Origin of the sequence: Nakamurella flava, assembly GCF_005298075.1 — a bacterium.
Classification (GTDB): domain Bacteria; phylum Actinomycetota; class Actinomycetes; order Mycobacteriales; family Nakamurellaceae; genus Nakamurella; species Nakamurella flava.
Genome location: NZ_SZZH01000001.1, coordinates 861,341 through 887,798, shown reverse-complemented (window position 1 = coordinate 887,798; position 26,458 = coordinate 861,341). Strand labels below are relative to the sequence as shown.

Below are 26,458 nucleotides of genomic sequence, written 5' to 3'. Positions count from 1 at the left end.
TTCGGCACGAACCGGCACTTCGCCACCCCTGCGGCAAATGGGCGTTTCGCTTCGCCGTGCGAACGGAGCCGGAGCATGATCGATCCGCAGTTCCCGGCGTCCGGTCAGTCGCCGCCCGGGCCCAACCTCAGGAGGTCCCTCTTGGCCACCATCGATCGATCGCCGGCCGGTCCGGAGCAGTCCGCCGGACACGGCCTCGGTACGAGTCTGAAACCGCGTCACGTCACCATGATCTCGATCGCCGGGGTCATCGGCGCCGGGCTGTTCGTCGGGTCCGCCACGGCGATCAACCTGGCCGGACCGGCGGTGCTGCTGTCCTACCTGTTCGCCGGGACACTCGTCGTCCTGGTGATGCGCATGCTCGGCGAGATGGCCACCGCCCATCCGGACACCGGCTCGTTCTCCACCTACGCCGACCGGTCCCTCGGACGCTGGGCCGGATTCTCCGTCGGCTGGCTCTACTGGTGGTTCTGGGTGCTCGTCATCCCGGTCGAGGCCACCGCCGGCGCGCTCATCCTGCACAACTGGCTCGGCGGCGAGCAGTGGATCTGGGCCGCCGTGATCACGTTGTTGCTGACGGCGACCAACCTCATCAGCGTCGGCAACTACGGCGAGTTCGAGTTCTGGTTCGCGCTCATCAAGGTCGTCGCCATCGTCGCGTTCATCGCCCTGGGTCTGGCCGCCATCCTGGGCTGGCTGCCCAGTTCGGAGCAGTCCGGCATCTCCCTGCTGACCGCCGAGGGTGGCTTCATGCCACTGGGTTTCGGGGCCGTCATCGCCGCCATGCTGACCACGATGTTCTCGTTCATGGGGACCGAGATCGTGACCATCGCGGCGGCCGAGTCGGCCAACCCGGAGAAGGGCATCACCCGCGCCACCAACTCGGTGATCTGGCGGATCGGCCTGTTCTACCTGGGGTCGATCTTCATCGTCGTCTGCCTGGTGCCGTGGAACACCCTGGACCCGGCGGTCGGCAGCTACCAGTCGGCCCTGCAGGTCATGGGAATCCCGCACGCGGACCAGATCATGAACGTGGTGGTGCTGACCGCGGTGGCCTCGTGCCTGAACTCCGGCCTCTACACCGCGTCGCGCATGATCTTCTCGCTGTCCGTCCGCGGTGACGCGCCCCGGGCGCTGCGTCGGATCACCCCGAGCGGTGTCCCCCGCAACGCCGTCCTGGCGTCGATGGTGCTGGGCTTCGCGGGCATCGTCGGCAACTACGTGCTGCCCGAGGACCTCTTCGGCTACCTGCTGGCGACCACCGGCGCCGTCGCGCTGTTCGTCTACCTGGTCATCGCCCTGAGCCAGCTGGTGTCCCGCCGCAAACTCGACGCCGAGGGCGCCCGCCCCGCGGTCCGCATGTGGCTCTACCCGTGGCTGACCTACCTGGCCATCGCCTTCATCGTGTTCGTCATGATCGTCATGATCACGCTGCCCGATCAGCGGGTGCAGCTGCTGCTGTCGGTCGCGCTGGCGGTCGTCGTGCTCATCGCCGGGATCATCGTGGACCGCCGCCACGGCGGCGCCAGTGGGCGCAGCGACGCCGAGAGCGAGCAGAACGCGCGCCGCGGCCACTGACCAGGCTTCGGGCCGGCGTCACGGCCGCACGACTGCGGGGCCCGGGCACACCGCCCGGGCCCCGCAGTCGTCCCTGGTGACCGATATGGTCGACCTCAGCCCTGGCCGACGGCGCCTTCCGCGTCGTCGCCGCGGGCGACCTGCACGTCCGGGTCGTTGTCCTCCTGGACCTGGGCCGGCTTGTCCTGCGCGTCCGGGGTGGGGGTGGTGGGAGCGGCTGGGGCGATATCGGGCTGATCGCCGGCGTTCTCGGGGGACTGCGGGGTCATCGTCATGGCAGCTGAGTTCCCGACCGGCTGCCGACTCACGCCGGTGCAGCCACGGAACGACGTCCCGTCCGGTCATGGCCGAACGCCGGTCGCCTGCTCAACGACGCGTCCGCAGGTAGTCGGCCACCACCTCGGCCCCCAACCCGTCCAGGTCCGGGGCCACCACCCGTCCACCGCACCGGCGGGCCAGCGAGTCGACCAGGTGGGCCAGCCCCGGGTCGTCACCCAGGACGAAGAAGGTGACCGCCGCGCGCCGGACGGTCAACCGGTCCAGCTCGGCGATCGTCAATCCCAGGGTCAGCTCGGTGGGCGGGTACGAGAACACCGGATGCCCATCGGGTTCCAGGTGGGCGGTCGGTTCGCCGTCGGTGACCACCAGCACCACCGGGATGGCGTCCGGGTGGCGGCGCAGATGTTCGCCGGCCAGCAGCAGGGCGTGGTGCAGGTTGGTGCCCTGCACCCAGGCGCCCTCCAACTCGACCAGCTCGCCCAGCCCGACCTTCGACGCCGCCCGGCCGAACGTCACCAGCTGCAGTGCGTCCGTCCGGAAGCGGGTCGAGATGAGGTGGTGCAGGGCCAGTGCGGTGCGTTTCATCGGCACCCACCGGCCGTCCTGCACCATCGACCACGACGTGTCGACGCACAACGCGACCGCGGCCTGCCGGCGCCGTTCGGTGTCGACCACCTCGACGTCGGCCACGTCGAGCGGGCGATCGTCCCCGGCGGCCCGGCGGAGCTGGGCGTTCAGCAGCGTCCGGGGCACGTTCCAGGCCTCGGTGTCGCCGAACGCCCACGGCCGACTGGCCCCGGTCGGCTCACCGGCCGCCCCGGAACGGCGGGTCGCCCGCTCGCCCCGGCGCCCGGCGATCCGGTCGACCACTTCTCGAAGGGCCGACTCCCCCAGCCGGCGCAACGCTCGCGGCGACAGCTGCAGCGACCCGTCCGGGGCTCGCTCGAAGACACCCTGCTCCTGTAGTTCGCGTTCCAGGTCGCGCAGCGCCTGCAGATCGACGCGGGCATCCTCGCCCAGTGCGGCGGCCAGCTCGTCGGGATCGATATCCGCCAGCTCGGCCCCCGGGTAACTCTGGCCGAGGCGGTCGGTGAGCTCGTCGATGCGACCCAGTTCCTCCATGGCCCGGGTCGCCTCCCCCAGGCCCATGGGGTTGTCGCCCCGGAACCGGGGTTGCCGGCCCTGGCCCGGCCCGGACCAGTCCTCCCCCGGTCGCAGGCCCTGCAACCGGCCGTCCAGTTCGGCCAGCGACTGGGCCAGCCGCGGATCGCCGAACGCCTGCTGACTCAGCTCGGCCAATTCGGCACGCTGCTGGGGCGAGAGCGACTGCATCATCCGCTGCGCCGCGGCCGACCGCGCGGCCAGCAGGTCGACCAGCTCGTCGACCGACTCGGGCTGCTCCGGGAAGAAGCGCCCGTGCTCGGCCATGAACTGATCGAACTGGGCCTGCACCGACGGGCTGTCCGGCGCGGCGGCGTGCGCGTCCAGCAGCTTGTTCAGATCGTCGAGCATCCGTCGGACGTCCTCGGCGTCCTGCGGAGTCGCCTGCTGCAGCGCCTCCTTCATGCCGGCGAAGCGCTGGTCGAGCATCTCCCGGCCGAGCAGGTTCTGGATCTCCTCGTACGCAGCACGCGCCTCCGGCGACTGCCACTGGTACGGCTGCAACGCCCGCACCGCGCGACCGGTGTTGTCCGGCAACGTGTCCAGGTCCATCTCACGGAACCGGGCGTCCTCGGAGTCCTGCCGGGCCAATGTCTGCCGTTCGGCGGTCAGGGCCTTGTCGAGCAGCTCCCGCACCTCCTGCAGGGTGCCGTCGATGCGGTTGTCCCGTTGCAGCTCCCGCCGCCGCTCCCGCAGCCGACGGGTCAGCTCGTCCAGACCACTGCGGCCGGACATGCCCTGCCGCAACAGCTCTCGCATCGCCTGGCGGGGCGAACTCCCCTCCATGACGTCCCGGCCGATCCGGTCGATCGCTGCGTCGATGTCGAACGGCGGCGCCAACGGGTCCGGCCCTTCCCGGTAGGCGCCGTACGACCACTGGCGGCGGCGGGCGGCCCGGGCGCGGCGTCCGGCCTCGTTGGCCGTGTCGTCAGCGGAACTCATCGGTCGCGCCCCCCGTGCGCCGCAGAAGACCCGGCCCTAGCCATAGCTGACCGCCGTGCCGGTGGCGTCGTCCGCGTCGGGTTCCTTGGTGATCTTGCGCGTCAGGAACAGGAGCTCCAGCGCCAGCTCGACCGCCGCGGCGAACGGCCCCGGGTCCTCGGTCCCCGCCGCCCCGAGCCGTTCGGCGAGCTGCCCGACGACCTCCAGGTTCGGGGCAGCGTCGACCACCGCGGCCGCCGGGACCCGGTCGCCGGTCCGCAGCGGATGCGAGGTCACGGCGTCGACCAGCGGCGACAGGTCGAGTCCGCGCAGCCGGTGCCGGGCGGTCTCGGCGGTCGCCCGGCGCAGCAGATGCTCGAGCAGTTCGCTCTCGCGACCCTCCTGGCCGGTGGCGAACTCCAGCTTCCCCCGGAGCACGGGCAACACCGACTCCAGATCGACCGGGCGGGCGGTGGCGCCCTCCTCGCCGGTCAGGGCGGCCCGGCGGAGGGCAGCGGCGGCGACCGTCTCGGCGGCGGCCACCGCGAACCGCGCCGACACCCCGGAACCCTGGTCGATGGCCGAGGACTCCCGCAGATGACGCACGAACCGCGCGATGATCTCCAGCAGGTGGGCCGGTACCGCGGCCGGCAGCTGCGCCTCCTGCTCGATGACCGCCACCTCGTCGGCCAGCTCCAGCGGGTAGTGGGTGCGGATCTCGGCCCCGAAGCGGTCCTTGAGCGGGGTGATGATGCGGCCGCGGTTGGTGTAGTCCTCCGGGTTGGCCGAGGCGACCAGCAGCACGTCCAGCGGGAGCCGCACGCTGTAGCCGCGGACCTGGATGTCCCGTTCCTCCATGACGTTCAGCAACGAGACCTGGATCCGCTCGGCCAGATCGGGGAGCTCGTTGATGGCCATGATGCCGCGGTGGGCCCGCGGCACCAGACCGAAGTGGATGGTCTCCGGATCGCCCAGCGACCGGCCCTCGGCCACCTTGACCGGGTCGATGTCGCCGATCAGGTCGGCGACCGCGGTGTCCGGGGTGGCGAGCTTCTCGGTGTACCGCTCGCTGCGGTGCCGCCACCCGACGGGCAACGCGTCACCCTGCTCGGCCGCCGCCCGGCGGGACCCGACGGTCACGGGGTCGAGCGGATGCTCGCCGATCTCGGACCCGACGATCACCGGCGACCATTCGTCGAGCAGTCCAACCAGGGTGCGCAACAGTCTGGTCTTGCCCTGGCCGCGTTCCCCCAACAGCACCAGGTCATGGCCGGCGATGATCGCGCGTTCCAGTTGGGGCAGCACGGTCGCGTCGAAACCGACGATGCCGGGCCACGGGTCGCGCCCCGACCGCAGGGCGTCCAGCAGGTTGTCCCGCAGCTCGGTCTTCACGCTCCGGGCGACGGCCCCCGAGGCGCGCAGCTCACCGACCGTGGTCGGCAGACCGGCCGGCTGTTCGGGGACGACGGGGACGGCACTCTCGCTCATGGCGGTCAACGTACGCCGCGGCACCGACACCGGGACCGTCGCTGCGCGGAGCGCGAAATCGGTCCGCCGGAAGCGGTCTCGACGGCGGGCCGCGGGTAGAATCTGGCTCCGGTCGGCATGGTCCGGTGGGTGTCGTGGGCGTCAGGGCTGGGTAAACAGTTCGGCACAGATCCGCCATCCGCTCAGGAGGACGCCATGACCGCTGCCACCCCACCCCCGGACGACGAGGCCACCACCGACTCCACCGACCGGATGGCCGACGTCACCGAGTCCTGGCAGTCCTCCCCCCTGACCGACCCGGACGGCGCGACCGATCCCGCGATCAAGGGTCCGGTCGAACACGGCGACGACACCGGACCGGCGGACGCCGGATCGCCCGCGGAGGCGCGGGCCCAGCGACCCGATTTCTGACCGGACGCCGCCCGCTCGCCCTGGGACGCCGCCCGAACGGCGTCTCAGGGGGTGCGGAGCACCTGGCGTTCCGGTTGCCCCGGGTCCCGCAGGCGACCGGCCAGGGCGGAGATGAGCAGGGCGCTGACCACCACCAGGCCCAGGCCCCACCGCAGACCGACGACCCCGGCCAGCGCCCCGATGACTGGCGGGCCGAGCAGGAAGGCAGGCCACTGCCCCAGCGAGGCCACCGCGACGCCCTGGCCCGCGGCGATCCCCGGCTGGTTGCCGGCCAGTGCCATCACCGTCGGGATGATGCAACCGCTTCCCACCCCGAGCAGGGCGAAGGCCAGGAACGCGCCCGCGGTGCCACCCCAGACCAGGCCCGCCGCCATCCCCACCCCGGCCAGCAGCGCCGACAGTCGGACGAACCGCACCCGCCCCCAGCGTCCGGCCAGCCGGTCACCCCGCAACCGGGCCGCCGTCATCGCCACCGAGAACGTGGAGAACACCAGGGCGCCGACACTGGCCCCGGCCGCGCCGGCGACCGCGCCGTACTGCGCGCTCCACTGCACGGCCGCGCCCTCGTTGATCGACGACAGCAGGGCGATGGCGGCCAGCAGCAACAGTTGCGGGGTGATGACCCGGCGTCCCCGACGGGTCTCCCCCTTCGCCGCCGGCGAGGACGGCCCCGTCAGGGCCGGATGGTCCCTCGGCACCCAGCGCGCCACGGCCAGCAGCGCAGCACCGAGCAGCACCCCGGAACCGGACAACTGGCGGGCCGGCGAGATCCCCAGGTCGGCCGCCACCGCACCGGCCAGACCACCGGTGAGCTGGCCCAGGCTGAACACGGCGTGGAAACCGGACATGATCGGTCGCCGGTAGTCCCGTTCCACGAGCACGGCCAGCGCGTTCATCGGGGTGGCCAGCAACCCGGTGGCCGCCCCCTGGAGGAACACCGCGACCAGCAGAACGTCGATCCGACCCGATGCCGCGGTCACCGGAACCACCACCAGCACCGCCACCGCTCCCGGGAGCACGAGGCGGCGGGCCCCGACGGTCCCGATCAACCGGGTCACGATCAGCAGGGTGATCAGGCTCCCGGCCGGCGCGGCCAGGATGATGAGGCCCCATTGGACGTCGTCCACCCCGACCTGGGCGCGGACGCCGGGGATGCGCGCCGCCCAGCTGCCCATGGTCACGCCCATCAGGGCGAAGAGCAGGCTGACCGCCGCCCGGGACCGGCGGGGCACGACCGGGAGCGCGGGGGTCGGGGAAGGGTCGGGACCAGGCGGCGTACTCATCGACGCGGATTGTGCCCGCTTTCGGGCACCCCGACCGCGCCACTCTGTCCGCCGCCGGTCGGTCAGCTCCCGGCGCGGACCTGCGCGGCCAACAGCTCGAACGAGCGCCGCCGGGTCGCCGCTCCGTGTACCCGGCTGGTGATCAGCAGTTCGTCGGCTCCGAGCCGGCCGGCGACGTCGGCCAGCTCGTCGGCGACCGTGTCGGCCGTGCCGACGATCTCGGTACCGCTCATCGCCGCCAGCAGCTGCAGCTCCTCGGGGCGGTAGGGGTACTCGGCGGCCTGCTCGGGGGTGGGGATGGCCTGCAGGCGACCGGAGCGCAGCAGGAGCATCGACAGCGCCCCGGCCCGTGCCTCGTACTGGGCCTGCTCGTCGGTCTCGGCCGCCAGAGCGGTGACGCCGATCATCGAGTACGGCTCGGCCAGGGTCGCCGACGGACGGAACTGCGAACGGTAGAGCTCGAGCGCGAGTTCGGCGCCGCCGTTCGCCCCCGCGAAGTGGTAGGCGAAGGCATAGGGCAGGCCGAGCTTGGCCGCGAGCCGTGCCCCGTAATCCGACGAGCCCAGGATGTACAGCGGCACGTCGGCCCGTGGGGTGGTCAGGATGCGGGCGTAGGGGTGCGACGGCGGGAACGAGTCCTGCAGGAAGTGGCGGAGCTCGGCGACCTGGGCGGCGAAGTCGTCGCCGTCGGTGCCGGCCATCCGGCGGCGCAAGGCATGAGCGGTCAGCTGGTCGCTGCCGGGGGCCCGCCCCAGTCCGAGATCGATGCGGCCCGGGTGCAACGCGGCGAGGGTGCCGAACTGCTCGGCCACCGCGAGCGGTGCGTGGTTGGGGAGCATCACCCCGCCCGAGCCCAGCCGGATCGAGGTGGTGTGCGCGGCCAGGTGGGCCAGCAGCACGGGCGGGGCGGCCGACGCCACCGCAGGCATGCCGTGGTGCTCGGCGACCCAGAACCGGTGGTAGCCCAGACGTTCCGTGGTGACGGCCAACTCGGTGGTGGCCGCCAGCGCCTCACTGACGGTCACCCCGTCGCCGACGCCGGCCAGGTCGAGCACCGACAACCGAACCCGGCCGCCGTCCGTCGGACGGGTCAGGGTCAACGGACCGACCCCGGACGTGGTGCCGTTCGACGCGGTGGACGGGGCGGGGTGTGGCGGGGCGAACGACGGGGCGGCTGACACGATCGGCACTCCTGCACTGCTCGACAGCCGGCGCGATCACCGGCCTTCGCTACAACCCGCCACGGCCGGAACCTGTTCCCCGTCGCCGGAGATCGCGGGACTCCGCCGGTCGGAAATGCGTTGTCGGTGGGGCGTGCGACATTGCAGGCTGAGGTCCCTTTTCCATCGTCGGCCCGTCGGAGCGTCCCGGTCATGTCCTCCTCCGCGCAGCCCGCGCAAGCCCGGCGCGGCGTGCCGCGCGCCCTGCGGCCCCTGGTCGACGACCAGTTCCGGCGGCTGGCCGGCGCCCTGGTCGCCTCGCTGCTCAGCGTCGGGGTCTGGCTCGTGGCATCGGTGTGGCAGGTCGTGCAACTGGGGGGCGACCCGAGCGATCTGTCCCTGGTGGCCACCGCCGCGGCCGTCGGCCTGGTGTCCACCGTCCTGGTCGGTGGCGCCGTCGCGGACCGCGTCCCTCAGCGGTCGATCCTGCTCGTCGTCGAGAGTCTGCGGGCCGCCTGCTACGCCACCGCCGCGGCCCTGTCCCTGACCGGCCTCATCCAGGTCTGGCAGCTCGCGGCACTGGCCCTCGTGCTCGGCATGGCCGACGGGTTCTTCTTCCCGGCGTACTCGGCCTGGTTGCCCTCCCTGCTCGCACCCGAGGAACTGCTGGCCGCCAACGGGTTGGAGGGCATGCTGCGGCCGACCGTGATGCAGGCCGCCGGGCCGGCGCTGGCCAGTCTGCTCATCGCCGTGGGCCCGACCGGACTGGCCTTCGCCGTCATCGCCGCCGTCCAGGTCGCGGCCGTGGTCGTGGTGGCCGGGATGCGCAGCACGCCGGTGCGTCGGGAGGTGGACCGGTCGCGCCACCCGCTGCGGGCCGCGGTGGCCGACATCCGGGACGGCTTCGCCTACATGGTGCGGACCCGGTGGCTGCTCGCGACCCTGCTGTTCGCCGTCCTCGCCGTGCTGGCGGTGATGGGTCCCGTGGAGGTGCTGCTCCCGTTCGCGGTGAAGAACCAGACCGGTGGCGGGGCCGGGGCCTTCGCGCTGGCGCTGGCCGTCTTCGGCGCCGGCGGAGCCATCGGGTCGTTGGTCGTCGCCTCGGTGCCGCTCCCCCGGCGCTATCTGACCTTCATGCTGCTGGGCTGGGGCGTGGGCAGCGTGCCGATCGCGGTCATCGGGCTGACGTCGCAGCTGTGGCTGATGGCCGTGGCCCTGTTCGTGGCCGGGTTCTGCTTCTCCAGTGCGCAGGTCGTCTGGGGCACGTTGCTGCAGCGACGGGTCCCGCCGGCCATGCTCGGCCGGGTGTCCAGCCTGGACTTCTTCGTCTCGCTGGCGCTGATGCCGGTGTCGATGGCGTTGGCCGGGCCGGTGGGTGAGGCCATCGGTCTGGCGCCGACGTTCCTCGTCGCCGGCCTGGCTCCCGCCGTGGTCGCCGTGGTGACCCTGGCGGTGGCCCGACTCGGGGCCGACGAGCGGGCCCATCCGCTGCGGGACGCACCGGACGCCGACCCGCACGGGTCGGCCGCGAGTCGGCCGGACGGAGCGGAGCCGTCGGCCGGGTCGCGTCCTCACCCCTGACCCGGCCCCCACAACCACCGACGCCAGCCGCGCCGCGGTGCCGGGACCGCGGCGGCGCGGTCGGCGGCCTCGCGGACGGTGGCCGCGCGGCGGGCGGCGACCGCCCGATGCCACCCGTCGACCACATCCTGCTCGTCCTGTTCCCCGACGCCGAGCACGATCGACGAGGTGGGTAGCAGGATCTCAGCCCGGATGCGGGCGTTCAGGTCGAGCACGGTGCGGCGCACCGAGGCCTCGGTGGTCATCACCGCCACCCGCTCGGCCAGCGTCTGCACCTCCTTGCGGATCTGCAGCGCGGCCGGCAGGAACGCCGACCCCGGCGTCTGCTCCCGTTCGGCGAACTGGCGGATCCACCAGTGCTCGTCCCGCGAGAGCAACTCGGCCGGCAGAGGTTTCCCGGCGCCCGGCAGATCGTCGAATTCGCCCCGGGCGATGGCGTCGCGGATCTGCTGCTCGGCCCGACCCGGCCGCCGCGGCCGGGCGACCGGTCCCGACGCCTCGGGCGCCGGGTCCCCGCCGTGCATCAGACCGCCGGCCGTCCGGCGGTCACGTCCTGCAGGGCCTGGTCGAGGATGGCCAGACCGCGGTCGAGATCGGCCTCGGCGATGGTCAGCGGCGGGGCGATACGGAAGGTGCCGCCCATCCCGGGCATCTGTACGACGTTCATGTGCAGGCCGAGCTCGAAGCAGCGTCGGGTCACCGCCGCCCCCAGAGCATCCGACGGTTCCTTGGTCACCGGGTCGGCCACCAGTTCCAGACCCTGCAGCAACCCCCGGCCCCGGACGTCCCCGATCACCGGATACCGAAGCGCGAGCTCGTCGAAACCCTTGCGCAGCAGACCCCCCAGGTGGGTGGCCCGCTCGTCGAGGTGCTCCCGCTGCGCCACGTCCAGCACGGTGTTGCCGACGGCCGCGACCAGCGGGTCCGAGACATGGGTGGTGAAGAACAGGAAACCGCGTTCGTGGGCGCGTTCCTCGATCTCGGCGCTGGTGATCACGGCGGCCAGCGGCAGCCCCGCGCCGAGGGTCTTGGACAGCGTCAGGATGTCCGGGACCACCCCGTCCCGTTCGAACGCGTACCAGGTTCCGGTGCGACAGAGCCCCGTCTGCGCCTCGTCGAGGATGAGGAGCATGCCGCGCTCGTCGCACTTGACCCGCAGGGCCGCGAGGTAGCCCGGGGGCAGGTCGATGATGCCGCCGGAGGACAGGATCGGCTCGACGAGGCAGGCGGCCAGCGCGCCGACCGACTGGGCGTCGATCAGGTCGAAGGCCAGGTCGAGCTGCCGACGCCAGTCGAGATCCCCGTCGCCGTCGACGATGTCGGGACGGTAGGCGTTGGGGACCGGAATGGCGAAGGACCCCGATGGCGCCGGACCGTACCCCTTGCGGCCCGCGCTGTAGGTGGCGGCCGCCGCGCCCTGCGTCATGCCGTGCCAGGACCGGGCGAACGAGACGACCTCATGGCCGCCGGTGACGAGCTTGGCCAACCGGAGCGCCGCCTCGTTGGACTCGGCACCGGTGGTCAGCAGCAGCGCCCGCTCGAGCGGGTCGGGCAGTGATTCGGCCAGCCGGCGGGCGAGGTCGATGACCGGGCGGGACAGCATCCCGCTGAACAGGTGGTCCAGGGTTGCGACCTGCCGCTGCACCGTGGCCACCACGTCCGGGTGGGCGTGGCCGAGGATCGAGCTCATCTGGCCGGAGGTGAAATCGAGGATGCGCCGGCCGTCCTCGGTGATCACGTAGCTGCCCTCGGCGCCGGCGATGATCTCCGGCGTGAAGGTCCCGCCGTAGCGGATGAGATGGCGGCGGGCGTCGTCCCACAGGTCGGTCATGAAGCCAGGGTAGGACCCGCCGGGGATCCGTCAGGCCCGGGTCGGTTCCGCCGCGCAGAGTTCCAGTGCCCGGCCGTTTCTAGGGCGGGCGTCGACGAACGGCCGGACCGGCGCGGCGGGCGCCAGCGGGGCCAGCCGCAGGGTGATGGCGGTGACCACCCCGAAGCAGGTCGCTCCGGCGATCAGGGCCGCGAACCGGTCCCGGTCGTCGGTCGGCCCCTCGCCGGACCGCAGTCGCCGCAAGGACCCCTCGGCGGTCACCACCTCGACCCCGACGATGCCCGAGCGGGTCGGATCCGGGACGACCGCGGTACCGGCCGGGCGGTCGGCGTCGACGGCCACCTGCAGGCCGAGCGGCGCCAGGGCGCGGACCACCTCGCGCCAGCCGGCGCCGACCCCGGCGGTGACCTCGCGGCGGGTCGAGTCCACGTTCACGCGGGTGAGCAGCCGGGTGACGACCAGGATGGTGCCCGGCGGCACGGCGAGGGGTCCGGCCGCGTGTCGGCCGACCGTTGCACTGGCCAGCGTCCGGACCCGGCGGCCGATGGCCGGGGCCAGCCGGGCCACCGCGGCGACATCCTGGGCGTCGGCGGCGACGACGACGACCTCGGGAGCCCGACCCGGGGTGGTGTCGACCCCGAACGCGGCCGCGGCGAAGCTCGGGTCCTCGGCGGTGACGACGTCGCCGCGCACGGTGGCCCGCAAGGCCAGGGTCAGCTCGGTGGTGCTCCAGCCGCGGGTGGTCATCGGGGTGCTCATCGGGTTCTCCGCTTCCGTCGGGCCGGTCGATCCCACCTGGGATCGACCGGCTGTCGTGCCACGTACAGCACAACCCGGGCGACTGAACGATCACCGAGCGCCGACTGAAAGCGGTGGAGAGCTTGTGCGGCGAGGGAGTCGTCGGGCACCGCGATCAGCGGGTGATCGTGGCCGTCCGAACCATGCGCACGCAGTGTTTCCGGCGGGGACGTGGTCGGGTAGGGGGGTTATCCGCCCTCCTGCCCGGGGCAGACCGCCGACCGCAGCACGGGTGACCCGGTCGGTCAACGGCCGGTCGTCGACGTTCGGACACCCGCGGGCGCGCCCGGGGAACCGGGGACGACCGGGTCGGCGCCGATCACCGTGCCGGGATCGGGTGCGCCCGCCGGGGACGACCGGTCACCGCTCAGCTCGTCGACGCGGACGGCGGTGACTCCCAGCAGGATGAGCAGACCGCCGGCCAGTTGCATGCCGCCCGGGACCTGACCGAGCAGCACGGCGGCGAACAGGACCGCGAACAGCACCTCGGTCAGACCGACGAAGGACGCCATCCGGGCTCCGAGTGCGCGCGCCGCGGCGATGCCGGTGACGTAGGCCAGCACCGTCGAGACGAACACCAGGGCGGCGATGGCCACGTACCAGGGCATCTCGGTGCCGAGCAGCCGGACCGCGTCGGTCCGCAGGTCGAAGGGCACCAGTCCGGTGGCCCCCAGCACGCCGAGCCCCACGGCCCCGGTGACCATGGCTCCCCACGCGGTGACCAGCGGGGGCAGCGTGTCCTCGGTGCGGGCGGAGAGCACGAAGTAGGCGGCGAGTCCGACGGCGGCCGCGAGACCCCAGAGCACGCCGACGATGTCGATGCGCGCCGACCCGGTCACGTCGAGCACGAGGACCAGGCCCAGCAGGGCGGCGACGGCCCCGCCCACGGTCAGTCGGCGGGGCCGCTGGTGGTGCCGCAGCCACATCCAGGCCACGACGACCAGGATGCCCAGGTACTCCAGCAGCAGGGCCACGCCGACCGAGAGTCGGGCGACCGCGTTGAAGTAGAACCACTGACAACCGGCCACGGCCAGCAGTCCGAAGACCACGATCATCGGCAGGTTCCGCCGCAGCAGGCCCCAGCGGCCGCGCAGCTGCCAGAGGGCGAACGGGGTCAACACCAGCGCGGCGCCGCCGACCCGCAGGGTCACCGCGGCCCCGGCCGACCAGCCGGACGTCAGCAACGCGGCGGCGAGGGTGCCGGAGGTGCCGAAGAACAACGCCGACAGCAGGGCCGTCGTCAGGCCCCGTCCACCGCCGATCGTCGTCCCTGCCGAACGCGACATCACACACCCCGATCTGTCATGAGCTAAACAAGCTACAGTCATTACCGACAGCCCGAGCCTAATCGGCGGCCCGTAAGGAGTCAACGTGGTCTTTGCTCATGACACCGAGGTCGCCCTGGCCTCGGCCGCCGCCCTGGTCAACACCGCGCACGGCGACGACCAGCTCGCCGCCGCCGACGGGCTGGCCGACTTCGTCCGCGAATGGCAGTGGAGCGGCGCGGTCACCGGCGACGACGCCGAACTCGCCGCCGTCCGCCGACTGCGACCGGAACTCGAGGCGTGGTGGCGGTGCGACCGCGACGAACTCGTCGACCGGGTCAACGACGTGCTGCGCCGCACCCACGCCCTGCCTCAGCTGATCCGGCACGACGGATGGGACTACCACCTGCACGCCACGCCTCCGGACGCGCCGCTCGCCGACCGGATGGCCGTCGAAGCGGCCATGGCGATGGTCGACGTCATCCGCGCTGACGAGATCGCCCGGTTGCAGGTGTGCGCGGCCGACGACTGCGACGACGTGCTCGTCGATCTCACCAAGAACCGGTCCCGCCGGTTCTGCAGCACCGGTTGCTCCAACCGCACCAACGTCGCCGCGTTTCGGGCGCGTCGTCGGCAGACCTGATCGCACGTTGCGCGGGTCGAGCCCGACCGCCCGGCCGGAGAATCCGTAGATTCGTCGGCATGACCGGACTGCTCACCGGTGTTCCACTGTTCCCGCTCGGAACGGTGCTCTTCCCCGGTGCCCTGCTCCCGCTCCACATCTTCGAGACCCGCTACCGGCGCCTGGTCGCCGGCCTGCAGGAACGGGCTCCCGACCAACGCCAGTTCGGCGTGGTGGCCATCCGGGCCGGGCGCGAGGTCGCCGCCCGGACCGCCGCCGACGCCGACGAGACGGGGCCGACGCTGTACTCCGTCGGTTGCCTGGCGGGCCTGCGCGCCGCGCAGTCCTACGCCGACGGCCGCTGGGACATCGTGGTCGCCGGCACCCGGCGCTTCCGCCTGGTCGACGTCGACCCGGTCGACGACCCGGACGAACCGCTCACCGGCACCCTGGAACTCCTGCCGGAGCTGACCTCGGCCCACGCCGCCGATCTGGCTCCGCAGGTCACCCGCCAGTTCCTGGACTACCGGGACGCCATGTACCGGGCGCAGGGCCAGGTTGCCGAACCGGCGTCCGACCTGCCCGCCGACCCGGTGCTGCTGTCCTACCTGGTGGCAGCGGCCGTCGTGGTGGACCTGCCGGACAAGCAGCGGCTGCTCACCGCGGAGACGGCGGGCAACCGCCTGGAGCGGGAGATGGAGCTGCTCCGACGGGAATCGGCGCAGCTCAGCACGCTGGCCACCCGCCCGGCGGTGGAGCTGGGTCGACTGCCCTACAGCACGAACTGACCGGGCCGGCGGCTCAGCCCAGCAGGTCGTGCACGTAGCACCAGCGCCACGCTTCCCCCGGCTCGAAGCTGCGGATGACCGGATGCCCGGTGCGGTGGAAGTGACGCTCGGCGTGTCGGCCGACCGACGAGTCGCAGCAGCCGACGAACCCGCACCGCAGACACAGCCGCAGATGCACCCAGCGCGTGCCCTCGACCAGGCAGTCCACACACCCCTGGGTGGTCTGCGGCTCGGCCCAGTCACCCGCGGCGTCCAGTTCCGCGCACGAGGAGGTGGCCCGCAGCGGCGTGGTGAGCGGCTTGTCCGCCCACGACGGGGCCCGTTCGGTGGCCTGCTCGATCATCGATTCCTCGACGTCCAGGTCGGCCAGCACGGACGAGAGCACCTCACTGTCCACACCGCCGGTGTCCCGGATCTTGAGCACCGCGGCCCGTTCGGCGGCCAGCATGCCCAGCCGCAACCGGCGGTGGGCCTCACTGGGCGTCTCCCCCGCCTCCGGGCGTCCCAGCCGTTCCCACACCGCGTTGGCCCGGGCCTCCGAGCGGCGACGCAGTTTGGCCAGCAGCTCCGGGTCGTCCTCCTCGCGGGCCAGCCGATCCAACTCGGCGAGCCCGGCCGTCGTCGCCGCCGCCGTGATGTCGGCCTCGGCCAACGCGTCCTGTCGGGGGTCGGGACCGCGGACCCGCAACCGGCGGGCCAACCACGGCAACGACAACCCCTGCAGCAACAACGTTCCCGCCGTGACCACGAATGCGCCGAGGATCAGCACCTGCACCTCGGGCAGGGTGCTCGGCAACACGAACGCGGCCGCCAGGGTCACGACCCCCCGCATCCCGGCCCACGCCACGATCGCCGTGTTGGCCCACGGCACCGCGGTCCCGTCGGCCATCCGGGGACGCAGCAGCAGATAGCGGACCGGGAACACCCACAGCGGCCGGGACACGATCACCGCGACCAGCGCGGCCAGACAGAACCCGGCGATCACCAGGGGGCTCAGGTCGGACTCCCGCAGGCCGTCGGCGATGGCATGCACCTGCAGACCGATGAGCAGGAAGACCGCGTTCTCCAGCAGGAACTCGATGGTCGACCAGTTGATGCGCTCGTTCATCCGCGACGTCGCGTTCTGCAGCACCGGCGCCTTGTGCCCCAGCACCAGCCCGGTGGTCACGACGGCCAGCACCCCGGACGCGTGGACCTCCTCGGCCGGCAGATAGGCCAGGAACGGGGCCAGCAGCGAGACTGCGGTGTCCACGACCGAGTCCTGGATGCGCCGCCGCACGAACGCCACCACGGCCGCGATCACCAGGCCGATGAGCACCCCGCCGGCGGCCGCCCAAGCGAAGTCCAGCCCGCTGCTCCACACGCTCACCGTGCCGCCGACGGCCGCGATCGCCGTCCGCAACGCGACCAGTGCCGTGGCGTCGTTCAGCAGCGACTCGCCCTCCAGGACCGTCACGATCCGGCGGGGCAGACCGATCCGCCGGGCCACGGCGGTGGCCGCCACCGCGTCGGGCGGGGCGACGACGGCCCCGAACGCCAGGGCGGCGGCGAACGGGACCGGCAGGATCCACCAGGTCACCAGACCGACGACGAGTGTCGTGAACAGCACCAACCCGACGGCGAGCAGCCCGATCACCCGACGGTTGGCCCGCAGATCGGTTAACGGGGTGCGGATGGCCGCCGAGTACAACAGCGGCGGCAACAACCCCAGCAGCACCAGTTCAGGAGTGAGCTCGATGGCCGGGACGAACGGCAGGTACGACGCCCCGATACCGATCGCCACCAGCAGCAGCGGGGCCGGCACGTTCACCCGGCGGGCCAGGACGCTCACCGCGGTGCCCACGGCCACCAGTGCGACGACGGTGAGCGCGACGGAGATGGCGGACATGCCCGCATCGTCCCTCACCGGACGCCCCCGGACCCACGATGTCCGCTGCCAGCGGACGGGAGCCGCCCGCCGACGCGGACGGACGAGTCAGCCGGCGCCGACGACCGTCTGCTTGGCCTGCGCCACCGCGGTGGGCGGGCCGGCGACGTGCCAGCGGTGGCCGCCGTGCTCGAAGACCTCGGTCACCCCGCCGGCCGCCTCGATGATCGCTCGACCGGGCATCCAGTCCCACGGCAGCGTGTCGGCGTGCAACCAGACGCCCAGCCGGCCGGAGGCCACGGCGGCCAGCTCGATGGACCCCGAGCCGATGATGCGGATCGACGCGGACCCGGTGATGGCCCGCAGCAGGCTCTCGCGCAGCTCCGGTTCGTGCAGACGTTCCGGGCTGAGGTAGGTGGAGATCGCCAGCTCGTGCAGTGGACGGTCGACCAGCTGCGGGATCGGGACCCCGTTCAGGGTCGTCGGGTGATCGACCCCGCCGATCCACATCTCGTCGGTGTTGGGCTGGTAGATGGCCCCGAGCAGCGGGACCTCGTCGTCGACCAGCGCCAGGGCCGAACACCAGGCCGGCAGGTTCGACACGAAGTTGAAGGTGCCGTCCACCGGGTCGATCACCCAGGTGCGGTCGCCGGGCGCCGACGCGCCCTCCTCACCGAGCAGCCCGTCGGCCGGCCGGGAGTGGGCGAGCTCGGCGACGATCATCGCCTCGGCCGCCTTGTCGGCGTCCGAGACGACGTCGCTGATGCTGGTCTTCTGGTCGACGGTCAGCCCCGCCGTCCGCATCCGCGCGGCTAGATCACCGGCGGTGCGGACGAGATACTCGGCGAGTTCGGTGTCGGACTGGTCGGGACGGGTCTGCACGGTGGTCGGTGCGAGGTCGGCCATGGGACCCACGGTAGTCAGCGCCGTGTCGCGCGCGGTCCGCGGCCCCCGGCGTGGCGGTACCCCGCCGGTTCCCCGGGGCCTAGCCTGTTCGGGTGCAGCAGTATCACGAGCTCCTCGAGCGCATCCTGGCCACCGGCTCCGACAAGTCCGACCGCACCGGGACGGGCACCCGCAGCGTCTTCGGTCACCAGATGCGTTTCGACCTGGCCGACGGCTTCCCGGTGGTGACCACGAAGAAGCTGCATCTGCGGTCGATCGTGGTCGAACTGCTGTGGTTCCTCCAGGGGTCGACAAACGTGCGGTGGCTGCAGGAACGCGGCGTCACCATCTGGGACGAGTGGGCCGGTCCCGACGGCGACCTGGGCCCGGTCTACGGGCACCAGTGGCGCTCCTGGCCCACCCCCGACGGCCGGCACATCGACCAGATCGCCGCCGTGGTGCGGTCGCTGCGGGATAACCCGGATTCGCGGCGGCACATCGTCTCGGCCTGGAACGTCGCCGAGGTGGGCGACATGGCGTTGCCGCCGTGCCACGCCCTGTTCCAGTTCTACGTCGCCGACGGGCGCCTGAGCTGCCAGCTGTACCAGCGGTCCGCCGACGTCTTCCTCGGGGTGCCGTTCAACATCGCCTCCTATGCGCTGCTGACGCAGATGATGGCCCAGGTCGTCGGGCTGCGGCCGGGTGATTTCGTCCACACCCTGGGTGACGCGCACCTGTACTCCAACCACTTCGAACAGGCCCGCCTCCAGCTGACCCGGACACCGCTGCCGCTCCCCCGGCTAGAACTGAACCCGGACGTCCACGAGATCGACGGTTTCCGCTACGAGGACATCGTGATCCGCGACTACGTGTCGCACCCGGGCATCAAGGCGCCGATCGCCGTATGAGCAAGCACGAGATGGTCGGCGCGGCCGCGGGCCCGCTGCCTCCGATGACCCTCGTCGCCGCCGTCGCCCGCAACGGCGTCATCGGCGCGGACGGCGGGATGCCGTGGCACCTGCCGGACGATCTGCGCCGGTTCAAGCGGTTGACGATGGGCGCGCCGATGATCATGGGGCGTCGGACCTTCGATGCGATCGGCCGACCGCTGCCGGGCCGTCGCACCGTGGTCATCACCCGGGACCCGCTGTGGGGGGCCGACGGCGTGGAGGTCACACACTCGGTCGCCGACGCGCTGGCGCTGCTGGCCGGGGCCGAGCGGGTCAGCGTGGTCGGTGGCGGAGAGATCTACCGGCAGACGATCGGGGACGCAGCGGCACTCGAGATCACCGAGATCGACCTGGAGGTCGCCGGGGACACCACGTTTCCGGCCATCGACGGGCGAGACTGGGCGCGAGTGTCGGACGAGGCGGGCGACGGCTGCCGCTACGTTCGGTACGAACGACGGGCCTGACGGGGCCGGCCCGGGTCTCCCCGGGCCGGCGGACGATCAACCCACCGGGGCCCGGGTGTAGGGCACGACGATCCGCAGGCTCGGGTCGATGTCCAGCTTCGCCGAACGGTTGCCCGCCGCCGTGGCCGGCAGTCCGTTCTTGGTGGCGTTGGCCAGCACGCCCTTGCCGGCGGTCTGCTCGACCCGCATGGTCCGGCTCACGGTGTCCAGCAGGTCCGACACCTCGAGCTCGAGGGCGTCACAGATGGAGGCGAGCAACTCGCTGGACGCTTCCTTGCGACCACGCTCGACCTCGGACAGATACCCCAGCGAGACGTTGGCCGCAGTGGACACGTCCCGCAGTGTGCGGTTCTGTCTGGTCCGCGCGTCGCGCAGCGTTTCCCCCACAGCATTTCGCAACAGCACGTCGCACCTCCTCCCGTCCGTCGTGGCCTACGTTCCCGATTCTGCTCCGCAGCACCGACAGCGTTTCGTTTCAGCCACCGACCGTTGTTCCATCGGTATCACCACCGGGTGGGTTCCCCGTTGATGGTGGGGTGCACCCGGCCGGTCGTGGACCTCACCGGGGGGTCTGCTGGTGGGCGACGGGCCCCGGTTCGACAACGCTACCCGGCCAAGCTGTGCGGACCCATTTCCCACCCGGGCAGTGCCACCGACGTGTCCAACGTCGATGCTGGTCCCGATGTTCCGCGATCGGCGTTGCCGACGGGTTCCCGTCCGATGACGGGCTGGTTGCGAAGCTCGTCCCGTCGACGATCGCCCCACCGGTCAGGATCGAATCGGACCAACGACCGGATCGGCACCCATCGCGGCGGCGAGCAGATCCAGGGCGGCGCGCACCGCGCGGGCCCGGACACGCGCGCGTGAGACCACCGGGTCGTCGTCGACTGGAGCGGACGCGTCGGCGACGCCGGTGACCACGACCGGGGCCGCTTCGGGGTCCGGGCCCGCGAGGGCGACGTGGAACGTGCCCGGCGGTCGACCGTCCTGCGGGTCCGGGCCGGCCACACCGGTCAGGCCGAGTCCCAGGACGGCGCCGCAGCGTTCCCGGGCGCCGACGGCCAGCTCGGCGGCCACCCGGGGATGGACGGCCCCCTCGGCGGCCAGCAGCGACGCGTCGACCCCGGCCAGGGCGTGCTTGAGATCGGTGGCGTAGACGACGAACCCGCCGCGCACGACGGCGCTGGAGCCGGGGACCTCGGTGAGCACGGCGGTCAGCAACCCGCCGGTGAGGGATTCGGCCGCCGCGACCGTCCAGCCGCGTTCGGTCAATCCGACGACGACGCGCCGGACGTCGGCCACCGACGTCCCGACCAGGGCGGCCAGTGAGCCGGGCTTCGTGCCGGGGTCCGTCACGACAGGGGGCGGGACCGGGCCCGGCCGACCAGGCCCGCGGCGCGGATCACGTAGTCCACGCCGGTGCCCACCGTCAGCACCACCGCGCCGGCCATCACGACCACCCGTACCCAGTCGATGGCGTCCGGCAGCGGCATGAGGTAAAGGCCGATCGCGAAGATCTGCAGCAGGGTCTTGGCCTTGCCACCCGGGCTGGCGGCGATGACGCCGTACCGGATGACCGCGAACCGCAGCAGCGTGATGCCGATCTCGCGGACCAGGATGACCAGGGTGATCCACCAGGCCAGGTCACCGAGCATCGACAGGGCGACCAGGGCCGAGCCGGTCAGCGCCTTGTCGGCGATCGGGTCGGCGATCTTGCCGAAGTCGGTGATCTGGCCGCGTTTGCGGGCGATGTGCCCGTCGTACCGATCGGTCAGGGCGGCCAGCGCGAAGATCACGAACGCCACCCAGCGCCACGTCGGATCGTGACCACCCTCGGCGAAGAGCGTGAGCAGGAAGACCGGGACCAGGATCAGCCGCAACACCGTCAGGGCGTTGGGCAGGTTCATCAGCGGCACCGGCGCCGGCCGATCGGTCATCGCGGGTACCCGTTCATCGCGACCCGGCGGGGTCGACCACCTCGAGGACATCGGCCCTCAGGTCGATGCCCTCGGTCCCGACGACCCGGGCCCGGACCAGGTCACCGGGCCGCAGCCCACCGGCGCCGGTCAGGGTGGTGACGCCGTCGACCTCGGGAGCCTGGTGCTCGGCCCGGCCGACCAGCTCGGTCTGCGTCCGGCCCGCCGCGATGTCCTCGGGGTCCTGTTCGTCGACGAGGACGAGCACCTCGGTGCCGATGCGATCCTCGGCCCGCTGCGCGGTCAACTCCTCGACCAGATCGGTGATCCGGGCGACCCGGGCGGCGATCTCATCGTCGTCCAGCTTGCCGTCCAGGTCGGCGGCTGCGGTGCCGTCCTCGTCGGAATAGCCGAACACACCGACCGCGTCCATCCGTGCACCGACGAGGAACGCCTCCAGCTCGGCGATGTCGTGCTCGGTCTCCCCCGGGAAACCGACGATGACGTTCGAGCGGATACCGGCCTCCGGTGCAGCGGCGCGGATCTGATCGGTCAGCGCCAGGAAGGACTCGCGCGAGCCGAACCGCTTCATCCGCCGCAGAACCGGCTCGGAGGCGTGCTGGAACGACATGTCGTAATAGTCGGCCACACCGGGCAGGTTCGCGATCGCAGTGACCAGGGTCGGCCGCGTCTCGGCGGGCTGCAGGTAGGACAGCCGGACCCGGACGAGGCGCCCCGGGGCACCGTCGGGCCGGGTGGTGGTCAGACCGGACAGCTGCGCCATCAACCGCTCGAGCGGGTCGCGACCGGCCAGGTCCTTGCCGTAGGACGTCGAGTTCTCGCTGACCAGCACGATCTCCCGGATGCCCTGCTCGGCGAGCCAGGCCGCCTCGGCCACGATCTCCTCGGGCGACCGGGAGACGAACGCCCCCCGGAACGACGGGATCGCACAGAACGTGCAGCGGCGATCGCACCCGGAGGCGATCTTCAGGGGGGCCACCGGGCCGGTCTGCAGCAGGCGCCGCAGCAGCACCGGTCCCTGGGCGATCTCGGAGGCTCCGGGGACGCCGGCCGCTCCGACCTGGGAATGCCCGGGGACCGAGACCGCCCCGGCCGCCACCCCGCGGGACACCGGGCTGATGGGCAGCAGTGTGCGGCGGTCGACCGGGACGTGGGCGGCGGGCCGCTCACCGTGGACGACGGAACCGACCAGCCCGGCCAGGTCGGGGTAGGCGTCGAAACCGAGGACGGCGTCCGCCTCGGGCAGGGCCTCGGCCAGCTCCTGGCCGTACCGCTCGGCCAGACAACCGACCGCGACGACCTTCGCCCCCGTCTCGGCGGCGGCGAGCAGGGTGTCGATGGAGTCCTTCTTGGCGTCCGCGACGAACGCGCAGGTGTTCACCACGACGACGTCGGCGTCCTGCTGGTCTGCGACCAGCTCGTAACCGCCCGTCGACAGGCGGGCCGCGATCTCCGAGGAGTCGACCTCGTTGCGGGCACAACCCAACGTCGTCACGGTGACCTTGACCGCGTTCGCCACCGTTGACACGCTCCTCACAGTAATGCCCGCGGACGGGTCCCCGAAGCCACCGCCAGCGCGCTCACAGCGGCAGCAGCATTCGGGTGTTGCCCAGGGTGTTGGGTTTGACGTACGGCAGGTCCAGGAACTCGGCCACCCCACGGTCGTAGGACCGGCGCAGCTCGGCGTAGGCCTCGGGGCCCAGATTGAGCTCCTGCACGGCCTGGAAACCGAGCGAGGCGAAGAAGTCCACCTCGAAGGTCAGGCAGAACAGCCGCTGCAGACCCAGGTCGCGGGCCTCGGCGATCAAACGGCGGCAGACCGCGGCGCCCACCCCCTGCCCGCGGACCTCGGGGAGGGCGGCGATGGTGCGGATCTCGCCGAGGTCCTCCCAGAGGACGTGCAGGGCCCCGCACCCGACCACCCGGCCGTCCACCTCGGCCACCCAGAACTCGGTGACGTCCTCGAACAGGTTGGCCAGGGTCTTTTCCAGCAGGATCGGACCCGCGTAGACGTCGACGACGCGCTTGATGGCACGGACATCGGTGACCCGGGCCCGTCGCACCGTCGGCGCGGCGACGGTGGGCGGAAGGCGATCGGCCGACGACGGAGTCGTCGGCGACTGTTCGGTCGGCTGTGGGGTCACGGCAGATCACAGTACTCAGGACGTGGAGCCCGGCCGCCCCGGCCGGCAGCGGCGAGTCAGTCGCTCTCGGCGGCCGACGGGCTCCGCCGCGCATGGATGCGTTCGAGCGCCTCGGCCAGCAGTGCCTCGCCGTCGGCGTCGCTGCGCCGCTCCTTGACGTAGGCCAGGTGCGACTTGAACGGTTCGTTACGGATCGGTGGTGGCGGCTCGTCACGATCGCGGCCCGCCGGCAGACCGCACCGGGGGCAGTCCCAGGTCTCGGGGATCTCGGCGTCACTTGCGAAGGCCAGGGTCGTCGTGTGCGCGTTGCCGCAGAAGAACTGCAGACGAACCCGGGGAGCCGACTCACCCCGTTCGGCCTCGCCCATACGTCCGGCCCCCACCCGGGTACCGCGAATCGGATTGCCGCCCGCCATGCTGACCTACCTCGTCACTGGGGTGGATACGTGCACCGGGAGCCGGCGGTGGACGGCCGCCGCTCCCGTTCGATCAGGCGCCGACCTTGATGAGCAGACCGACACCAACGATGGAGATGACCCAGATCGCCGCGACGAACAGGGTGAGCCGATCGAGATTCTTCTCCACGACCGACGAGCCGGACAAGGACGACTGCATCGTTCCGCCGAACAGCGACGACAGACCGCCACCCTTGCCCCGGTGCAGCAGGATCAACGCCATCAGGGCCAGGCTGGTGATCAGCAGCAGGATCTGGAGAACGAGAGTCATGTCAACCTTGGATGTTCGGCGGTCCGTCGGGCCCGGCGAGTCTACCCCGTAGGCTCCGCCGGACCCGGTCAGCAGCGGCGGTGCGCCCCTGACGTGACCGGGCCGACGGGCCCACGAACGGCGTGGTTACGGCAGGACGCCGACCGTGATCGAGCCAGCCCGGCTCACGAACGGCGTCGTTACGGCAGGACGCCGACCGCGTTGGCAGCCAGGGTCGCGAATTCGGTGCCGTCCAGGGACGCGCCACCGACCAGCGCACCGTCGACGTCCGGCTGGCCGCAGATCTCCGCGACGTTGCCCGACTTCACCGAGCCGCCGTAGAGGATGCGGATCTTGTCGGCCGTCTCCTGGCCGTACTTGCCGGCCAGCGCGGCGCGGATCGCCCCGCAGACCTCCTGGGCGTCGGCCGGGGTGGCGACCCGTCCGGTACCGATGGCCCACACCGGCTCGTAGGCCAGCACGATGGTCTCGGCCTGCTCCGGGGTGACGGTGGACATGCCCGCCAGCACCTGGTCGACGGTGTGCTGGACCTGATTGCCGGCCTCGCGGACCTCCAGGCCCTCGCCGACGCAGAGCATCGGGATGATGCCGTTGGCGAACGCCGCCGCCACCTTGCGGGACAGCAGCTCGTCGGTCTCGCCGTGGTACTCGCGCCGCTCGGAGTGGCCGACCAGCACGTAGGTGCAGCCGAGCTTGGCCAGCATGGAGCCCGCGATGTCACCGGTGTAGGCACCGGACGCCTCGGGCGACAGGTCCTGGGCGCCGTGCTTGACGGCCAACTTGTCGCCCTCAATGAGGGTCTGCACCGAACGCAGCGCGGTGAACGGTGGGAAGACCGCCACCTCGACGTGGGAGTAGTACTTCTCCGGCAGGGTGAACGCGATCTTCTGGACGAGCGCGATGCCCTCCAGATGGTTCAGGTTCATCTTCCAGTTGCCGGCGATGAGCGGCGTACGCGACATGATCGGTCAGTCCTCCAGGACGGCCAGGCCGGGGAGCTCCTTGCCCTCGAGGTATTCGAGGGAGGCACCTCCACCGGTCGAGATGTGGGTGAAACCGGCTTCGTCGACGCCCAGCGTCCGGACGGCCGCGGCGGAATCACCGCCACCGACCACGGAGAACGAGGACGCACCCGCGATGCCTTCGGCGACCGTACGGGTTCCGTTGGCGAACGCCGTCATCTCGAAGACGCCCACCGGACCGTTCCAGAACACGGTGGCCGCTCCCGCGGCGATCTCGGCGAACCGGGCCGCGGTGTCCGGTCCGACGTCCAGGCCCATCCACTCGGACGGAATGGCGTCGGCGGACACGATCTTGGTCTCCGCGTCGGCGGCGAACTTGTCGGCCACCACGAAATCGCTGGGCAGCACGATCTTGTCGCCATGTTCGGCCAGCAGATCGCGGCAGGTCGGGATTTGGTCTTCCTGCAGCAGCGACTGCCCCACGTCGTGGCCCTGGGCGGCCAGAAAGGTGTAGGCCATGCCGCCGCCGATGAGCAGCTGGTCGACCTGCGGCAGCAGCGAGGTGATGACACCGAGCTTGTCGGAGACCTTGGACCCGCCGAGGATCACCACGTAGGGCCGCTCGGGGTCGACGGTCAGCTTCTTCAGGACGGCGGTCTCGTTGGAGACCAGGTAGCCGGCGAAGTGCGGGAGCTTCTGCGCGATCTCGTAGACCGAGGCCTGCTTGCGGTGGACCACGCCGAACCCGTCCGAGACGAACGCGGCATCCGCCCCGACCACGGCGACGAGGTCATCGGCCAGGGCGGCACGCTCGGCCGCGTCCTTGCTGGTCTCGCGGGCGTCGAAGCGGACGTTCTCCAGCAGCGCGATGTCGCCGTCCTGCAGCGCGGCCACGGTGGACCGGGCGGACGGGCCCACCAGGTCGTCGGCGAGCGGGACGTCGATTTCGAGCAGCTCAGCGAGCCGCTCGGCCGCCGGGGCGAGCGAGTACTTGGCCTCCGGGGCGCCCTTCGGGCGACCGAGGTGGGCGGTGACGACGACGCGGGCACCGGCCTGGCGCAGCGCCTGCAGGGTGGGCAGCGACGCGCGGATGCGCCCGTCGTCGGTGATGACCGAGCCGTCGAGGGGCACGTTGAGGTCGGCCCGGACCAGCACGGTACGGCCGGCCACTCCGGCCGCGAGCAGGTCGTCGAGAGTGTGCACAGCAGCTCCTAGCGGGAAGTTCGCTCAGCGGGGTGGGCGCGACCGGCGCCGGTCGGCGCGGTCGACCGGAGACATGGGACACGGGTGGCCCCGGCACCGGGCTCCGGTCCGATTGAGGTCGGAACGAAGCGCCCGGCAGCCGGTGCCACCCGCG

At 72.0% G+C, this 26,458-nt stretch carries 27 protein-coding genes; 7 read left to right on the top strand and 20 right to left on the bottom strand.

What is annotated here, in order from left to right; genetic code table 11:
- The first annotated feature begins 228 nt into the window (after positions 1-228).
- Positions 229-1,578, top strand: a complete 1,350-nt coding sequence (locus FDO65_RS04005; protein WP_137449444.1) for an amino acid permease — start codon at positions 229-231, stop codon at positions 1,576-1,578.
- 95 nt (positions 1,579-1,673) lie between these two features.
- On the opposite strand, the gene FDO65_RS04000 is transcribed toward FDO65_RS04005, so the two are convergent.
- From FDO65_RS04000 to FDO65_RS03990, 3 genes are all read right to left on the bottom strand, one after another.
- Positions 1,674-1,853 carry a hypothetical protein gene (locus FDO65_RS04000; protein WP_137448138.1) on the bottom strand — a complete coding sequence of 60 codons (180 nt, stop codon included), beginning with the start codon at positions 1,851-1,853 and terminating at the stop codon, positions 1,674-1,676.
- A gap of 91 nt (positions 1,854-1,944) precedes the next feature.
- Positions 1,945-3,960: a vWA domain-containing protein gene (locus tag FDO65_RS03995; RefSeq protein WP_137448137.1), complete on the bottom strand. Its 2,016-nt coding sequence runs from the start codon at positions 3,958-3,960 to the stop codon at positions 1,945-1,947.
- 36 nt (positions 3,961-3,996) lie between these two features.
- Positions 3,997-5,427, bottom strand: coding sequence for an ATP-binding protein (locus FDO65_RS03990; protein WP_137448136.1), 1,431 nt, complete (start codon positions 5,425-5,427; stop codon positions 3,997-3,999).
- Between the two features lie 195 nt (positions 5,428-5,622).
- Between FDO65_RS03990 and FDO65_RS03985 the strand changes: the two genes are divergently transcribed.
- Positions 5,623-5,838 carry a hypothetical protein gene (locus tag FDO65_RS03985; protein WP_137448135.1) on the top strand — a complete coding sequence of 72 codons (216 nt, stop codon included), beginning with the start codon at positions 5,623-5,625 and terminating at the stop codon, positions 5,836-5,838.
- A 44-nt stretch (positions 5,839-5,882) separates the two neighbouring features.
- Here the strand turns inward: FDO65_RS03985 and FDO65_RS03980 are convergent, their stop codons facing one another.
- Positions 5,883-7,121, bottom strand: coding sequence for an MFS transporter (locus tag FDO65_RS03980; protein WP_137448134.1), 1,239 nt, complete (start codon positions 7,119-7,121; stop codon positions 5,883-5,885).
- Between the two features lie 62 nt (positions 7,122-7,183).
- Complete coding sequence (locus FDO65_RS03975; protein WP_240757406.1) at positions 7,184-8,302, bottom strand: LLM class flavin-dependent oxidoreductase; 1,119 nt, start codon at positions 8,300-8,302, stop codon at positions 7,184-7,186.
- Between the two features lie 192 nt (positions 8,303-8,494).
- On the opposite strand from FDO65_RS03975, the gene FDO65_RS03970 reads away from it, so the two are divergent.
- The gene (locus FDO65_RS03970; protein WP_137448133.1) at positions 8,495-9,862 is read left to right on the top strand and encodes an MFS transporter; all 1,368 of its coding nucleotides are present in this window, start codon (positions 8,495-8,497) and stop codon (positions 9,860-9,862) included.
- Here the strand turns inward: FDO65_RS03970 and FDO65_RS03965 are convergent.
- The 4 genes from FDO65_RS03965 to FDO65_RS03950 form a co-directional block, all read right to left on the bottom strand.
- Positions 9,853-10,386 (bottom strand): DnaJ family domain-containing protein, encoded by a 534-nt coding sequence (locus tag FDO65_RS03965; RefSeq protein ID WP_137448132.1) that lies wholly within the window; start codon positions 10,384-10,386, stop codon positions 9,853-9,855. The two genes, FDO65_RS03970 and FDO65_RS03965, sit on opposite strands and share 10 nt — an antisense overlap.
- Positions 10,386-11,693 (bottom strand): aspartate aminotransferase family protein, encoded by a 1,308-nt coding sequence (locus FDO65_RS03960; RefSeq protein WP_137448131.1) that lies wholly within the window; start codon positions 11,691-11,693, stop codon positions 10,386-10,388. The genes FDO65_RS03965 and FDO65_RS03960 overlap by 1 nt, the downstream gene beginning before the upstream one ends.
- Before the next feature lie 30 nt (positions 11,694-11,723).
- Positions 11,724-12,452, bottom strand: coding sequence for an FAD-binding protein (locus tag FDO65_RS03955; RefSeq protein ID WP_137448130.1), 729 nt, complete (start codon positions 12,450-12,452; stop codon positions 11,724-11,726).
- Between the two features lie 284 nt (positions 12,453-12,736).
- The gene (locus FDO65_RS03950; RefSeq protein WP_137448129.1) at positions 12,737-13,777 is read right to left on the bottom strand and encodes an EamA family transporter; all 1,041 of its coding nucleotides are present in this window, start codon (positions 13,775-13,777) and stop codon (positions 12,737-12,739) included.
- Between the two features lie 85 nt (positions 13,778-13,862).
- Between FDO65_RS03950 and FDO65_RS03945 the strand changes: the two genes are divergently transcribed.
- Together FDO65_RS03945 and FDO65_RS03940 are read left to right on the top strand one after the other, a co-directional pair.
- Positions 13,863-14,399, top strand: a complete 537-nt coding sequence (locus FDO65_RS03945; RefSeq protein WP_137448128.1) for a CGNR zinc finger domain-containing protein — start codon at positions 13,863-13,865, stop codon at positions 14,397-14,399.
- A 59-nt stretch (positions 14,400-14,458) separates the two neighbouring features.
- Complete coding sequence (locus FDO65_RS03940; protein WP_137448127.1) at positions 14,459-15,166, top strand: LON peptidase substrate-binding domain-containing protein; 708 nt, start codon at positions 14,459-14,461, stop codon at positions 15,164-15,166.
- A gap of 13 nt (positions 15,167-15,179) precedes the next feature.
- Here the strand turns inward: FDO65_RS03940 and FDO65_RS03935 are convergent, their stop codons facing one another.
- Both FDO65_RS03935 and FDO65_RS03930 read right to left on the bottom strand, forming a co-directional pair.
- Complete coding sequence (locus FDO65_RS03935) at positions 15,180-17,054, bottom strand: Na+/H+ antiporter (protein WP_205849771.1); 1,875 nt, start codon at positions 17,052-17,054, stop codon at positions 15,180-15,182.
- Between the two features lie 87 nt (positions 17,055-17,141).
- Entirely contained in the window at positions 17,142-17,939 is a 798-nt protein-coding gene (locus tag FDO65_RS03930; RefSeq protein WP_137448126.1) for an inositol monophosphatase family protein, read from the bottom strand.
- 92 nt (positions 17,940-18,031) lie between these two features.
- Here FDO65_RS03930 and FDO65_RS03925 point away from each other — a divergent pair, with 92 nt between their 5' ends.
- Both FDO65_RS03925 and FDO65_RS03920 read left to right on the top strand, forming a co-directional pair.
- On the top strand, positions 18,032-18,826 hold the full coding sequence (locus tag FDO65_RS03925) for a thymidylate synthase (protein WP_137448125.1): 795 nt from the start codon (positions 18,032-18,034) through the stop codon (positions 18,824-18,826).
- Complete coding sequence (locus FDO65_RS03920) at positions 18,823-19,332, top strand: dihydrofolate reductase (protein ID WP_205849770.1); 510 nt, start codon at positions 18,823-18,825, stop codon at positions 19,330-19,332. The genes FDO65_RS03925 and FDO65_RS03920 overlap by 4 nt, the downstream gene beginning before the upstream one ends.
- 36 nt (positions 19,333-19,368) lie before the next feature.
- On the opposite strand, the gene FDO65_RS03915 is transcribed toward FDO65_RS03920, so the two are convergent.
- The 9 genes from FDO65_RS03915 to FDO65_RS03875 form a co-directional block, all read right to left on the bottom strand.
- On the bottom strand, positions 19,369-19,737 hold the full coding sequence (locus FDO65_RS03915; RefSeq protein WP_137448124.1) for a helix-turn-helix domain-containing protein: 369 nt from the start codon (positions 19,735-19,737) through the stop codon (positions 19,369-19,371).
- Positions 19,738-20,100: 363 nt separating this feature from the next.
- The gene (locus FDO65_RS03910; protein WP_137449440.1) at positions 20,101-20,634 is read right to left on the bottom strand and encodes a CinA family protein; all 534 of its coding nucleotides are present in this window, start codon (positions 20,632-20,634) and stop codon (positions 20,101-20,103) included.
- Positions 20,635-20,684: 50 nt separating this feature from the next.
- Positions 20,685-21,269 (bottom strand): CDP-diacylglycerol--glycerol-3-phosphate 3-phosphatidyltransferase, encoded by a 585-nt coding sequence (gene pgsA, locus FDO65_RS03905; RefSeq protein WP_137448123.1) that lies wholly within the window; start codon positions 21,267-21,269, stop codon positions 20,685-20,687.
- 13 nt (positions 21,270-21,282) lie between these two features.
- A complete protein-coding gene (gene rimO / locus FDO65_RS03900) occupies positions 21,283-22,797 on the bottom strand; it encodes a 30S ribosomal protein S12 methylthiotransferase RimO (protein WP_137448122.1) in 1,515 nt (504 codons plus the stop codon).
- A 52-nt stretch (positions 22,798-22,849) separates the two neighbouring features.
- Positions 22,850-23,413, bottom strand: coding sequence for an amino-acid N-acetyltransferase (locus FDO65_RS03895; RefSeq protein ID WP_137448121.1), 564 nt, complete (start codon positions 23,411-23,413; stop codon positions 22,850-22,852).
- 56 nt (positions 23,414-23,469) lie between these two features.
- Positions 23,470-23,829: an RNA polymerase-binding protein RbpA gene (locus FDO65_RS03890; protein ID WP_137448120.1), complete on the bottom strand. Its 360-nt coding sequence runs from the start codon at positions 23,827-23,829 to the stop codon at positions 23,470-23,472.
- Between the two features lie 73 nt (positions 23,830-23,902).
- The gene (secG, locus tag FDO65_RS03885; protein ID WP_137448119.1) at positions 23,903-24,139 is read right to left on the bottom strand and encodes a preprotein translocase subunit SecG; all 237 of its coding nucleotides are present in this window, start codon (positions 24,137-24,139) and stop codon (positions 23,903-23,905) included.
- A 179-nt stretch (positions 24,140-24,318) separates the two neighbouring features.
- Entirely contained in the window at positions 24,319-25,101 is a 783-nt protein-coding gene (gene tpiA, locus FDO65_RS03880; RefSeq protein WP_137448118.1) for a triose-phosphate isomerase, read from the bottom strand.
- Positions 25,102-25,107: 6 nt separating this feature from the next.
- Positions 25,108-26,304, bottom strand: a complete 1,197-nt coding sequence (locus FDO65_RS03875; RefSeq protein ID WP_137448117.1) for a phosphoglycerate kinase — start codon at positions 26,302-26,304, stop codon at positions 25,108-25,110.
- Positions 26,305-26,458: the final 154 nt, after the last annotated feature.

What these genes read in the sequence shown, in the direction of transcription:
- FDO65_RS04005 (WP_137449444.1), top strand. Translation starts at nt 229, where the DNA reads ATGATCTCGATCGCCGGGGTCATCGGCGCCGGGCTGTTCGTCGGGTCC.
- FDO65_RS04000 (WP_137448138.1), bottom strand. Translation starts at nt 1,853, where the DNA reads ATGACGATGACCCCGCAGTCCCCCGAGAACGCCGGCGATCAGCCCGAT.
- FDO65_RS03995 (WP_137448137.1), bottom strand. Translation starts at nt 3,960, where the DNA reads ATGAGTTCCGCTGACGACACGGCCAACGAGGCCGGACGCCGCGCCCGG.
- FDO65_RS03990 (WP_137448136.1), bottom strand. Translation starts at nt 5,427, where the DNA reads ATGAGCGAGAGTGCCGTCCCCGTCGTCCCCGAACAGCCGGCCGGTCTG.
- FDO65_RS03985 (WP_137448135.1), top strand. Translation starts at nt 5,623, where the DNA reads ATGACCGCTGCCACCCCACCCCCGGACGACGAGGCCACCACCGACTCC.
- FDO65_RS03980 (WP_137448134.1), bottom strand. Translation starts at nt 7,121, where the DNA reads ATGAGTACGCCGCCTGGTCCCGACCCTTCCCCGACCCCCGCGCTCCCG.
- FDO65_RS03970 (WP_137448133.1), top strand. Translation starts at nt 8,495, where the DNA reads ATGTCCTCCTCCGCGCAGCCCGCGCAAGCCCGGCGCGGCGTGCCGCGC.
- FDO65_RS03965 (WP_137448132.1), bottom strand. Translation starts at nt 10,386, where the DNA reads ATGCACGGCGGGGACCCGGCGCCCGAGGCGTCGGGACCGGTCGCCCGG.
- FDO65_RS03960 (WP_137448131.1), bottom strand. Translation starts at nt 11,693, where the DNA reads ATGACCGACCTGTGGGACGACGCCCGCCGCCATCTCATCCGCTACGGC.
- FDO65_RS03955 (WP_137448130.1), bottom strand. Translation starts at nt 12,452, where the DNA reads ATGAGCACCCCGATGACCACCCGCGGCTGGAGCACCACCGAGCTGACC.
- FDO65_RS03950 (WP_137448129.1), bottom strand. Translation starts at nt 13,777, where the DNA reads ATGTCGCGTTCGGCAGGGACGACGATCGGCGGTGGACGGGGCCTGACG.
- FDO65_RS03940 (WP_137448127.1), top strand. Translation starts at nt 14,459, where the DNA reads ATGACCGGACTGCTCACCGGTGTTCCACTGTTCCCGCTCGGAACGGTG.
- FDO65_RS03935 (WP_205849771.1), bottom strand. Translation starts at nt 17,054, where the DNA reads ATGTCCGCCATCTCCGTCGCGCTCACCGTCGTCGCACTGGTGGCCGTG.
- FDO65_RS03930 (WP_137448126.1), bottom strand. Translation starts at nt 17,939, where the DNA reads ATGGCCGACCTCGCACCGACCACCGTGCAGACCCGTCCCGACCAGTCC.
- FDO65_RS03920 (WP_205849770.1), top strand. Translation starts at nt 18,823, where the DNA reads ATGAGCAAGCACGAGATGGTCGGCGCGGCCGCGGGCCCGCTGCCTCCG.
- pgsA (WP_137448123.1), bottom strand. Translation starts at nt 21,269, where the DNA reads ATGACCGATCGGCCGGCGCCGGTGCCGCTGATGAACCTGCCCAACGCC.
- FDO65_RS03890 (WP_137448120.1), bottom strand. Translation starts at nt 23,829, where the DNA reads ATGGCGGGCGGCAATCCGATTCGCGGTACCCGGGTGGGGGCCGGACGT.
- secG (WP_137448119.1), bottom strand. Translation starts at nt 24,139, where the DNA reads ATGACTCTCGTTCTCCAGATCCTGCTGCTGATCACCAGCCTGGCCCTG.
- tpiA (WP_137448118.1), bottom strand. Translation starts at nt 25,101, where the DNA reads ATGTCGCGTACGCCGCTCATCGCCGGCAACTGGAAGATGAACCTGAAC.